The sequence below is a fragment of the Lysobacter enzymogenes genome, from assembly GCF_017168095.1.
GTDB classification, from domain to species: Bacteria; Pseudomonadota; Gammaproteobacteria; order Xanthomonadales; family Xanthomonadaceae; genus Lysobacter; species Lysobacter enzymogenes_D.
The window spans coordinates 1-10,544 of the sequence record NZ_LXSD01000380.1; the positions used below are offsets into that span (position 1 = coordinate 1).

The window sequence follows — 10,544 nt, forward strand, 5'->3', positions numbered from 1 at the left end:
GGGCGCGCCGGCGCTGTATCGCGGCCGCGCGGGCGCGCCCGCGGCGCTCGCCGCAGGCGTCGATTCGGCAGGTTCGGCAAAACCGATCGCGTCGCCGCAGCGGCGTGCGCGCCGCCTACAGCGCGATCAGGCCCAGCGCCACGGCGCGCGCGCAGGCCGCGCGCCGGCCCTTGACCCCGAGCTTGCGCGCCACCTGCTGCAGGTGGAAGTTCACCGTGCGCTCGCTGATCTGCAGGATCATCGAGATCTCCCACGAGGTCTTGCCGACCGCCGACCAGCGCAGCACCTCGCACTCGCGCTCGCTCAGCCGCGGCGCATGGCGCGGCCGGCGCAGCAGCCGGTCCATCGCCGCGTGCATGCAGCTGACGAAGTAGGTGGCCTGGCCCAGGGTGTGGGTCAGCTCGCGCGGGTCGGCGAGCACATTGAGGGTGAACGTGGTGAACGACCACTGCGTGCCCGGCGACCAGCTCGGCACGGTGATGCCGCCGTGCAGGCCGAACTCGCCGGCCGCCATCAGCGTGCGCCGGCCGATCTGGTACAGCTGCGGGCGCGGTTCCCAGGTGGTGCGGCCGCGCGAATTCCAGGCCACCGCGGGCAGGCCTTCGCGCGACAGGGTGATGCGCGGGTCGCTGCGCTCGGCGTTGGGCGCGGCCAGGGCCGGGTAGGTCTTGGACCAGTCGCTGTCGAAGTCTTCGAAGAACACGAAGTCCGAACCGCCCGGCAGCGGCTCGCGCAGCTTGGTCGCGTAACCGTGGTTGTGGAAACCCACGGCGCGGGAGAAGGCCGATGTCGCCGATTTCACCTCGTCCAGCGAGGCGGCGCGCATCACCCGATCGATGTGGTCCCAATACTCCATGCGGCGTTGGACTCCATGCGGTGCTGGTCACCTGCTTCCGGCGGGTCGGGCCATCATACATACGCCCGCCGCGCGGCGTCGGCGCGGCGCCGCGCGGGAAGGGCGCCGCCCTATCGGGTATCATCCGGGGCTCCCCCACGTCTGTCTTTCCGTCAGCGGAGTCTCATGCGCGTATTGGTCAGCAACGACGACGGCGTCGACGCGCCCGGCATCCGCATCCTCGCCCAGGGGCTGCGCGAGGCCGGACACGAAGTGCTGGTGGTCGCGCCCGACCGCGACCGCTCCGGCGCGAGCAACTCGCTGACCCTGGACATGCCGGTGCGGGTCGCCCGCCTCGACGAGACCACCTGGCGGGTGCACGGCACGCCGACCGACTGCGTGCACGTCGCGCTCAGCGGCATGCTCGAGGTGGAACCCGACATCGTCGTCTCCGGCATCAACACCGTCGCCAACCTGGGCGACGACGTGATCTATTCGGGCACCGTTGCCGCGGCGATGGAAGGCCGCTTCCTCGGCCTGCCGGCGGTGGCGATGTCGCTGGCCGCGGCCGACCACGACGGCCGCCATTACCAGACCGCGGCGCGCGCGGCGGTAGAGATCATCGCCCGCCTGCGCACCGATCCGCTGCCGGCCGACACCATCCTCAACGTCAACGTGCCCGATCTGGCATGGGACGAGGTGGCCGGTTTCGAAGTCACCCGCCTGGGCAACCGCCACCGCGCCGAAGCCTGCATCCAGCAGACCGACCCGCGCGGCCGTGACTGGTGGTGGATCGGCCCGGCCGGCGCCGAGGCCGACGCCGGCCCGGGCACCGATTTCCACGCCGTGCGCACCGGCAATATTTCGATCACGCCGATCCACGTCGACCTGACCCGCTACCAGGCGCTGGAACAGGTCGCCAGCTGGGTCGGCGGCCTGGCCGCGGCGCTGGATTCGCCGGCGCCGGAGCGCGCCGCATGATCCAGCGCATGCGCCTGCAGCCCGAAGCCATCGGCAGCGGCCTGACCTCGCAGCGCGTGCGCGACCGCCTGGTCGAGCGCCTGCGCGAGGCCGGCATCCGCGACGAGCGCGTGCTCAACGCGATCCGCACCGTGCCGCGCCATCTGTTCGTCGACGAGGCGCTGGCGATGCGCGCCTACGAGGACACCGCATTGCCGATCGGCCACGGCCAGACCATCTCGCAGCCGTGGGTGGTGGCGCGCATGACCGAAGCGCTGTTCGAAGACGGCGTGCCGGGCAGGGTGCTGGAGATCGGCACCGGCTCGGGCTACCAGGCCGCGATCCTGGCCGCGCTGGGGCTGGAAGTGCACACCGTCGAACGCATCGGCGAACTGCTGCGCACCGCGCGCAAGCGCTTCCGCCAGCTCGGCCTCAACGTGCGCAGCAAGCATGACGACGGCCGCATCGGCTGGCCCGAGAACGGCCCGTTCGACGCGATCATCGTCACCGCCGCGGCGCCGGCGCTGGTCGATGCGCTGACCGATCAGCTCGCCGCGGGCGGCACCTTGATCGCGCCGGTCGGCGCGGCCTCGTCGCAATCGCTGCTCAAGCTGCGCAAGGACGCGGACGGCAACATCAGCCAAACCACGCTCGCGCCGGTGGTGTTCGTGCCGCTGCTGTCGGGCATGATCGACTGACTTCCTCGAGGCGGCCTCGCGGCCGCCGCCGCCGACTCTCCCAGAGCCGACCTTCCGCATGGCATTGAAAATCTTCGGACCGCTCTACGAGCGCACCATCACCTGGGCCCGCCACCGCCACGCGCCGGCGTACCTGGCCGGGCTGAGCTTCGTCGAGGCGATCATCTTCCCGATCATGCCCGAGGTGATGCTGGCGCCGATGTCGGTGGCCCAGCCCAGGCGCGCGTTCTGGTTCGCCACCTTGAGCATCATCGGTTCGATGCTCGGCGCGCTGGTCGGCTACGCGCTCGGCCATTACGCCTTCGAAGCGCTCAAGCCGGTGTTCGCCGCGCTGGGCATGCTGCCGTCGATCGAAGCCGGCATCGCCACGGTGCAGGCCAAGATGGTCGAATCGCCGTGGGCGGTGTTCACCTTCCTGGTGCTCGGCGGCTTCATGCCGATCCCGATGAAGGTGTTCACCTGGGCGTCGGGCATCGTCGGCGTGCCTATGCTGCAATACATCCCGAGCATGTTCATCGGCCGGGCCAAGCGCGTGTACCTGCTCGCGCTGGCGATCCGCATCGGCGGCGAACGCGCCGAAGCCGCGCTGCGGCGCTACATCGAGCCGATCGGCTGGATCGCCACCGCGGTGGTGGTTGTCGCCATCGCGGTGTTGGTCTGGCATTCACAGCGCTGAGGCGCGCGCCCGGCGACACTGGCCCGGCGGCATCGGACATCCGAGACACCACGCGCCCGGCGAGCGGCGCGGCAAGAGGAGCACCATGAGCGAGACGACCCGAACCCCGACCCTGGCGATGGCCGCCTGCCTGCTGGCCACGCTGACGCTGATCGGATGTTCGAGCACGGTCGTCCGCGAACCTTCCCGTGGCGGTTCGCGCGGCGGCGCCAGCCGCCCCTCGGCTCCGGCGCAGCGGCCGTCGGTGGCCAAGCCCGGCGCGACCGTGATCGTGCAGCGCGGCGAAGGCCTGTACCGGATCGCCACCAACAACGGCATCCAGCTCGCCGACCTGGCCGCGTGGAACGGCCTGTCGCCGCCCTACAACCTGTATCCGGGCCAGCGCCTGAAGCTGTATCCGCCGGGGCGCGGCGGCTCGTCCTCGTCGGGTTCGTCCTCCTCGGGCGGCTCGACCGCCTCGCGCCCGAGCGCGCCCGTGCCTGCGCCGGCCGCGCCGATCGACAGCGGCATCCGCTGGCGCTGGCCGGCCGACGGCCCGCTGCTGGGCCGTTTCGTCGCCAACGAGCCGACCAAGCAGGGCGTCGACATCGGCGGCGCGCCGGGCACCCCGGTGCGCGCGGCCGCCGACGGCGTGGTGGTGTATTCGGGCACCGGCCTGGTCGGTTACGGCGAGCTGATCATCGTCAAGCACAACGAGCAGTGGCTGTCGGCCTACGGCCACAACCGCAAGCGCCTGGTCAACGAAGGCCAACTGGTCAAGGCCGGCGAGCAGATCGCCGAGATGGGCCGCAGCGGCGCGGCGCGCGACCAGTTGCATTTCGAGGTGCGCTACAACGCCAAGCCGGTGGATCCGTTGTTGTATCTGCCGGCGAAGTGAGGCGCGGCGGGCGGCGTGCGGCCAAGCCGGATCGAAAGGCGTCGGGCCTGAAGGCCCTCCCGTAACAGCGGGCTAGGCCCTTGTAGGAGGGCCTTCAGGCCCGATGCTTTCCCGCCGGCCGGGATCGCACAGCCACAAGCCCGCGCTCAAGGCGGCGGCGGATGCACGTCGAACTGCCGATTCACCGCGACGTAGTCGTACTCGCCCTGGATCAGATTCAACAACCGCAGCGACTTGGGCGAATAGGCGATGCGCACGCGCTGATCGGTGTGGACGGCGTCGTAGCAGTGCCACGGCACCGAGAAGCGCGTCGACACGCCGGGGTCGTCGCCGTCGAGGTCGATGTAGAGGCAGTAGATCGGCGGCCAGCTCTCGCCGTCGTCGCGTTTCATCACCCCGGTGAGCACGCCTTCGCGCCACAGCTTCACTCCGGCGGCGAGATCCTCGCGCAGGCTGGCCTGGTCGTACGATTCGCTCGCGGCGAGCATGGCCAGGAAGCCGAGCGCCACGCCGATTCCCGCGATCGCCCAGACATTCCGGAAATCCGGCTCGAAGACGATCGCCGGCACGAAGCAGACCACCCCCAACGCGACGCTCCACCACAGCACCCGTGGCGCGCCGGTCGATTGCCTGGCGCGCAGGAACGCGCGCTCGCGCTCGTCCAGCGGCACGCCGTCGGCGGGAGCGGGGGCGGGCGCCGCCGCGGGAGCGGCGGCCTGGCTGTCGTGGGTCATGCGCCACCTTGCGCGGGGGATCGCGGCGGTCCGATGCGTCTTTGCCGTTATAACGCCGCGGGTGCGGCGGCGCCAATCCGGGGCGGGCTCAGGTGGCTTTTGCCAGGCAGGGCGAGGTCTTGCGGGTGTAGTCGAGGCCCCAACTGCGCATGCCGGCGGTGTCCACATGCAGCCGGCGGTGGTCGTAGAAGCCCAGCCCGAAGCCGGTGGCTGCGCCGCGCCGGCGCCAGAACGCGCACAGCTCCGCGCCGTCGGTGGCGGTGGGCAGTTCCAGGTCGAAGGCGCCGCCGGACAGATGCCGGCTGCCGTCGCTGCCGCCTTCACAGCGATTGAAGTCCGGTGCACGGTAGCCCGAGACGATGCGCGCGCCGTCGATCAACCCGGCCGCGCGCAGTTCGGCGATCAGGTGCAGCGTGGCCGCGCTGGCTGGCCAGGACTCACGCGGCGGCAGCGCGAATTCCTCTGCGCCGCACCGGCGCCAGTGGCGGCCGCTGCGCAATTGTTGCGACAGCGGGGCGACGGCGGCGACCCCGTGGAGGACGAGAAAATCGGAATAGGCACGGATTTGATCGGCACGGACGCCGGTGCGCCAAAGTTCGAAGCGCTGCTCGGGCGTGGCCGGCGCGCAGCCGGCCAGCCAGGCTAGGGCGCCGATCGCGAGCAGCAACGAGGCGCTGCCCGGCCCGCGCATTCAGCCGCCCAGCACGAACCCGGCGACCACGCGCCGGCCCTCGCCGGCGAGCACGTTGAAGGTGCGCGCGGCGGCGGCGTTGGTCATCGATTCCAGACCGACCTTGCGCGCCAGGCTGGCGGCCAGGGTCGCCGCGGGCGGGAACGCCTGGGCGCCGCCGCAACCGAGCACGATCAGCTCCGGCTGCAGCGCGAACAGCGGTTCCAGGTCTTCGATGCGCAGCGTGCGCACGTCGCTGACCGCCCAGTCCTCGATCAGCGCGTTCGGCGCCAGGATGAAGCTGCGCTCGAGCCGGCGGTCGTTGACCAGCGCCATGCGCCCGTCGGCGCCGCGCAGGAAGAACTCGTGGTCGGGGCGTTCGAGGGTCAGTTGCATAGGGCGGGAACGGGGAGTGGGGACTGGGGGATGGCCGGAACCGAAGACCCGGGCGGGAGGTTCAAACCCTTGCCGGTTCCGTGGTCCCCCTTTCGACTCACGCCCGCGGCAGCACGATCTGGCGCTTGTCCTTGCTCGGCCGGTACAGCACGGCGGTGTGGCCGATGCGCTGGACCAGGGCGGCGCCGGTGCGCTCGGCGATGCTGTCGATCAGGGCGTCGCGGGCCTCGCGGTCCTCGGCGCCGACCTTGACCTTGATCAGCTCGTGGTGCTCCAGGGCCAGGTCGACCTCGGCGAGCAGGGCATCGGTCACCCCTTTGCCGCCCACCTGCAGCATGGCCTTGAGATCGTGGGCCTGTCCGCGCAGGAAACGGGTCTGGGCGGAGGTCAGCAGGGTCGGCATCGGGACACACGAACTAAGCGGAAAGGGCGCTCAGGGTATCATGGCGTCCCCAACCCCCACCCGGAACGGCCGCCCGCGCCCATGGCGACCCGCAGCAAGTCCAGCCAACGCTGGCTCAAGGAACACTTTTCCGACCCCTTCGTGAAGAAGGCCAAGTCCGAAGGGCTGCGCTCGCGCGCGGCCTACAAGCTGGAGGAACTGGTCGAACGCGACCGCCTGCTCAAGCCCGGCATGGTCGTGGTCGACCTCGGCGCCGCCCCCGGCGGCTGGTCGCAGTGGGTCCGCCAGGAGATGGAGCGGCTGTGGCCCAGGCAGCCCGGCCGGATCGTCGCCCTGGACATCCTGGACATGCCCGGCCTGGCCGGGGTCGAGTTCATTCACGGCGATTTCCGCGAAGATGCGGTGCTGGCGCAGCTCGAGGCGAGCCTGGACGGCCAGGTCGTGGACCTTGTCCTGTCCGATATGGCCCCCAATATGAGCGGGGTGGACGCGGTGGACCTGCCGCGGGCGATGCACCTCTCGGAGCTGGCGATGGACTTCGCCGACCGGCACCTGAGGGTCGAGGGCACCTTCCTGATCAAGCTGTTCCAGGGCGTGGGCTTCGACGATTACGTGCGCGAACTGCGCCGTCGCTACGCCAAGGTCTCGATCCGCAAGCCGGCGGCCTCGCGCAAGCGGTCGCCGGAGGTCTATGCGCTGGCCCAGGGCAAACGGGCGACGCCGACCTGACCGGGGCCGCCCCGGACAGGCCGTGCCGGCCGGCTTGCTGAACGAGCCGGTTCGTGAACGGCGCCGCCGCGGGCAGATGTACCGGGGCGGTCGGTGTGACAATCTGGCGGTTACCGCGGGCGCACGAGGCGTCCGCGGCCACGGGCCCCGCGGGGCCGCAGGGTAGGAAACAAATGAACGATTTGGCCAAGAATCTGCTGCTCTGGGTGATCGTCGCCGTCGTGCTGATGGTGGTGTTCCAGGCGTTCGGCCCGCGCAACGCCGGCACCGACGTCGTCCCCTACGACCAGTTCGTCTCCCAGGTGCAGAACGACCGGATCAAGGAAATCAGGTTTTCCGACGATCGCACCACGATCAGCGGGACGCGCAAGGACGACAGCAAGTTCACCACCTATGCGGTGCAGGACCCGTACCTGATCAACGACCTGATCAACCACAAGGTCGTCACCGACCAGACCCCGCCGTCGAGCGGCCCGTCGCTGATCATGATCCTGATCAACGTGCTGCCGTGGCTGCTGTTCATCGGCATCTGGGTCTATTTCATGCGCCAGATGCAGCAGGGCGGCAGCAAGGGCGCGATGAGCTTCGGCCGTTCGCGCGCCAAGCTGCAGGGCGAGGACCAGGTCAAGGTGACCCTGGCCGACGTCGCCGGCTGCGACGAGGCCAAGGAGGAAGTCGGCGAGCTGGTCGAGTTCCTGCGCGATCCGTCCAAGTTCCAGAAGCTCGGCGGCAAGATCCCGCGCGGCGTGCTGATGGTCGGCCCGCCGGGCACCGGCAAGACCCTGCTGGCGCGCGCCATCGCCGGCGAGGCCAAGGTGCCGTTCTTCTCGATTTCCGGTTCCGACTTCGTCGAGATGTTCGTCGGCGTCGGCGCCAGCCGCGTGCGCGACATGTTCGAGCAGGCCAAGAAGCACGCGCCGTGCATCATCTTCATCGACGAAATCGACGCGGTCGGTCGCCATCGCGGCGCCGGCCTCGGCGGCGGCCACGACGAGCGCGAGCAGACCCTGAACCAGCTGCTGGTCGAGATGGACGGTTTCGAAGGCGGCGAAGGCGTGATCGTGATCGCCGCGACCAACCGTCCCGACGTGCTCGACCCGGCGCTGCTGCGTCCGGGCCGTTTCGACCGCCAGGTCGTGGTCGGCCTGCCCGACGTCAAGGGCCGCGAGCAGATCCTGCGCGTGCACATGCGCAAGCTGCCGCTGCACGAGGACGTCGAGCCGATGACCATCGCCCGCGGCACCCCGGGCTTCTCCGGCGCGGACCTGGCCAACCTGTGCAACGAGGCGGCGCTGTTCGCCGCGCGCGAGAACGCCAAGGAAGTGCGCATGGAGCACTTCGACAAGGCGCGCGACAAGATCCTGATGGGCGCCGAGCGCCGCTCGATGGCGATGAGCGAGGACGAGAAGAAGCTCACCGCCTACCACGAGGCCGGCCACGCCATCGTCGGCCGCATCGTTCCCGAGCACGACCCGGTCTACAAGGTCACCATCATCCCGCGCGGCCGCGCGCTGGGCGTCACGATGTACCTGCCGGAAGGCGACAAGTACTCGATGAACCGCGTGGCGATCGAGTCGCAGCTGTGCTCGCTGTACGGCGGCCGCGTCGCCGAGGAGCTGATCTTCGGCGGCGACAAGGTCACCACCGGCGCGTCCAACGACATCGAGCGCGCGACCAAGATGGCCCGCAACATGGTCACCAAGTGGGGCCTGAGCGACGAGATGGGCCCGATCGCCTACGGCGAGGAAGAGGACGAAGTCTTCCTCGGCCGTTCGGTCACCCAGCACAAGAACGTGTCCAACGAGACCGCGCGCAAGATCGACGAAGTGGTGCGCGGCATCCTCGACAAGGCCTACGGCCGCACCTCGCAGATCCTCAAGGACAACCTCGACAAGCTGCACGTGATGGCCGAGGCGCTGCTGCAGTACGAGACCATCGACGCGACCCAGATCGACGCGATCATGGCCGGCCGCGAGCCGGGTCCGCCGGCGGACTGGGCGAAGTCGGGCAAGGTGTCGAAGGACGACAACCGCCCCGGCGGCGCGATCGGCGGGCCGGCGGCGCAGACCTAACGAAGTTACGTTCAACGCGCACCAACAAAAACGCCGGGCTCCCCCGGCGTTTTTGTTTTTTGCTCCTGCGCGACAGCCCCGTATCTCCCTGTAGGAGCGGCGCGAGCCGCGACCGCGACATCCCACCTGCGTCGAACCCTGCATTTGCCGCGATCCCGACCTCGTGCCTGCGCCGGTGCCCAAATTCGCGGTCGCGACTTGCGTCGCTCCTACAGGGGGGGAGATCCCGGCAGCGCGGGCAGGCGAGCGGGTAGCATTCCGGTACTAGCCGCCTCCGGACCCGCCCCATGTTCGACCTGTCCCCGACCCTCGACTGCAACGGCCGCGCGCTCAAGCTCGACCGCCCGCGCGTGATGGGCATCGTCAACGTCACCCCCGACTCGTTCTCCGACGGTGGCGCCCACGACACGCTCGAGGCCGCGGTCGCGCACGGCCTGAAACTGGCGGCCGAAGGCGCCGACCTGCTCGATATCGGCGGCGAGTCCACCCGGCCCGGCGCGGCGGAGGTGGCGGTGGAGGAGGAATTGCGGCGCGTGATCCCGGTCATCGAGCGCCTGGCGCGCGAAACCTCGCTGCCGATCAGCATCGACACCTCCAAGCCCGAGGTCATGCGCGCCGCGGTCGCCGCCGGCGTGGGCCTGATCAACGACGTCTACGGCCTGCGCCGCGACGGCGCGCTGGACGCGGCCGCCGAACTCGGCGTGCCGGTGGTGCTGATGCACATGCAGGGCGAGCCGCGCTCGATGCAGCACGAGCCGCAGTACGAGGATGTGGTGGCCGAAGTGCACCGGTTCCTGGCCGAACGCATCTTCGCCGCCGAGATGGCCGGCATCGCCAAGAAGCGCATCGTGGTCGACCCGGGCTTCGGCTTCGGCAAGACGCTTCAGCACAACCTGACCCTGCTGGCGCAGCTGGAGCGCTTCGGCGAACTCGGCGTGCCGGTGCTGGCCGGGCTCTCGCGCAAGCGCAGCATCGGCGAGCTCACCGGCCGCGAGGACGCGCGCGAGCGCGTGCACGGCTCGGTCGCCGCGCACCTGATCGCCGCCCAGCGCGGCGCGCGCCTGCTGCGCGTGCACGACGTGGCCGCGACCGTGGACGCGCTCAAGGTGTGGGAGGCGGTGGCCGCGCAGGCCCAGCCGCAGCGCGCGGCCGCGCCGGCAATGCCGAAGTGGCCGGACGAGGATTGAGGCGGCGACGCCCGTCCGCGGCGCCTGGACAAAAAATGATCAAACTCGTAGAAGCCTTGTCGCACAAGGCGTGAAACCCGATTCCAACGCGGCTGTCCGCATGCTTGTCCACAGGCGGTGTGGATAGCGGCGAGCCGCGACGATGCGGCGCCGGCGAAGATTCGAAGAAATCCGGCGGGCGCGGCATCGCGGCGCAGTGGCGATGTGCTTTCGCGCGCTCGCGATCCGGCCTGGACAAAAAATCGCCAATCTCTCCAAAGCCGCGCCGCATAAGGCGTGGAACCCGATTCCCGCGCGTGTGTCCCAA

The 10,544-nt window shown here is 70.1% G+C and carries 12 protein-coding genes; 7 read left to right on the forward strand and 5 right to left on the reverse strand.

All coding sequences use genetic code 11. The features are described 5' to 3' along the window. Positions 1 to 115 precede the first annotated feature (115 nt). Entirely contained in the window at positions 116 to 856 is a 741-nt protein-coding gene (locus A7A76_RS25910; protein ID WP_206412011.1) for a helix-turn-helix transcriptional regulator, read from the reverse strand. A 165-nt stretch (positions 857 to 1,021) separates the two neighbouring features. Here A7A76_RS25910 and surE point away from each other — a divergent pair, with 165 nt between their 5' ends. The 4 genes from surE to A7A76_RS15440 all read left to right on the forward strand — a co-directional run bounded on the left by surE (position 1,022) and on the right by A7A76_RS15440 (position 4,046). After that, entirely contained in the window at positions 1,022 to 1,816 is a 795-nt protein-coding gene (gene surE / locus A7A76_RS15425) for a 5'/3'-nucleotidase SurE (protein ID WP_206412012.1), read from the forward strand. Beyond that, complete coding sequence (locus A7A76_RS15430; RefSeq protein ID WP_206412013.1) at positions 1,813 to 2,493, forward strand: protein-L-isoaspartate(D-aspartate) O-methyltransferase; 681 nt, start codon at positions 1,813 to 1,815, stop codon at positions 2,491 to 2,493. Before surE ends, A7A76_RS15430 begins: the two co-directional genes overlap by 4 nt. Before the next feature lie 64 nt (positions 2,494 to 2,557). Further along, entirely contained in the window at positions 2,558 to 3,169 is a 612-nt protein-coding gene (locus tag A7A76_RS15435) for a YqaA family protein (protein ID WP_206412027.1), read from the forward strand. Positions 3,170 to 3,254: 85 nt separating this feature from the next. Further along, a complete protein-coding gene (locus A7A76_RS15440) occupies positions 3,255 to 4,046 on the forward strand; it encodes a peptidoglycan DD-metalloendopeptidase family protein (RefSeq protein ID WP_206412014.1) in 792 nt (263 codons plus the stop codon). A 146-nt stretch (positions 4,047 to 4,192) separates the two neighbouring features. Here A7A76_RS15440 and A7A76_RS15445 read toward each other — a convergent pair whose 3' ends face one another. The 4 genes from A7A76_RS15445 to yhbY all read right to left on the reverse strand — a co-directional run bounded on the left by A7A76_RS15445 (position 4,193) and on the right by yhbY (position 6,249). Next, positions 4,193 to 4,780, reverse strand: a complete 588-nt coding sequence (locus A7A76_RS15445) for a hypothetical protein (protein WP_206412015.1) — start codon at positions 4,778 to 4,780, stop codon at positions 4,193 to 4,195. Positions 4,781 to 4,868: 88 nt separating this feature from the next. Continuing rightward, entirely contained in the window at positions 4,869 to 5,447 is a 579-nt protein-coding gene (locus A7A76_RS15450) for a D-Ala-D-Ala carboxypeptidase family metallohydrolase (RefSeq protein WP_206412016.1), read from the reverse strand. Between the two features lie 24 nt (positions 5,448 to 5,471). Then, positions 5,472 to 5,846 (reverse strand): Mth938-like domain-containing protein, encoded by a 375-nt coding sequence (locus A7A76_RS15455; protein ID WP_206412017.1) that lies wholly within the window; start codon positions 5,844 to 5,846, stop codon positions 5,472 to 5,474. Positions 5,847 to 5,943: 97 nt separating this feature from the next. Further along, complete coding sequence (gene yhbY, locus A7A76_RS15460) at positions 5,944 to 6,249, reverse strand: ribosome assembly RNA-binding protein YhbY (RefSeq protein WP_074863607.1); 306 nt, start codon at positions 6,247 to 6,249, stop codon at positions 5,944 to 5,946. Between the two features lie 81 nt (positions 6,250 to 6,330). Here yhbY and rlmE point away from each other — a divergent pair, with 81 nt between their 5' ends. The 3 genes from rlmE (at position 6,331) to folP (ending at position 10,237) form a co-directional block, all read left to right on the forward strand. Further along, a complete protein-coding gene (rlmE, locus tag A7A76_RS15465; RefSeq protein WP_206412018.1) occupies positions 6,331 to 6,978 on the forward strand; it encodes a 23S rRNA (uridine(2552)-2'-O)-methyltransferase RlmE in 648 nt (215 codons plus the stop codon). Between the two features lie 227 nt (positions 6,979 to 7,205). Further along, on the forward strand, positions 7,206 to 9,050 hold the full coding sequence (gene ftsH / locus A7A76_RS15470) for an ATP-dependent zinc metalloprotease FtsH (RefSeq protein ID WP_428995166.1): 1,845 nt from the start codon (positions 7,206 to 7,208) through the stop codon (positions 9,048 to 9,050). A gap of 287 nt (positions 9,051 to 9,337) precedes the next feature. Further along, positions 9,338 to 10,237: a dihydropteroate synthase gene (gene folP, locus A7A76_RS15475; RefSeq protein WP_206412020.1), complete on the forward strand. Its 900-nt coding sequence runs from the start codon at positions 9,338 to 9,340 to the stop codon at positions 10,235 to 10,237. Positions 10,238 to 10,544 lie beyond the last annotated feature (307 nt).

Coding starts and splice junctions, on each gene's coding strand:
- folP (WP_206412020.1), top strand. CDS start 9,338: ATGTTCGACCTGTCCCCGACCCTCGACTGCAACGGCCGCGCGCTCAAG.
- A7A76_RS15455 (WP_206412017.1), bottom strand. CDS start 5,846: ATGCAACTGACCCTCGAACGCCCCGACCACGAGTTCTTCCTGCGCGGC.
- ftsH (WP_428995166.1), top strand. CDS start 7,206: ATGGTGGTGTTCCAGGCGTTCGGCCCGCGCAACGCCGGCACCGACGTC.
- A7A76_RS25910 (WP_206412011.1), bottom strand. CDS start 856: ATGGAGTATTGGGACCACATCGATCGGGTGATGCGCGCCGCCTCGCTG.
- A7A76_RS15430 (WP_206412013.1), top strand. CDS start 1,813: ATGATCCAGCGCATGCGCCTGCAGCCCGAAGCCATCGGCAGCGGCCTG.
- A7A76_RS15440 (WP_206412014.1), top strand. CDS start 3,255: ATGAGCGAGACGACCCGAACCCCGACCCTGGCGATGGCCGCCTGCCTG.
- rlmE (WP_206412018.1), top strand. CDS start 6,331: ATGGCGACCCGCAGCAAGTCCAGCCAACGCTGGCTCAAGGAACACTTT.
- yhbY (WP_074863607.1), bottom strand. CDS start 6,249: ATGCCGACCCTGCTGACCTCCGCCCAGACCCGTTTCCTGCGCGGACAG.
- A7A76_RS15445 (WP_206412015.1), bottom strand. CDS start 4,780: ATGACCCACGACAGCCAGGCCGCCGCTCCCGCGGCGGCGCCCGCCCCC.
- surE (WP_206412012.1), top strand. CDS start 1,022: ATGCGCGTATTGGTCAGCAACGACGACGGCGTCGACGCGCCCGGCATC.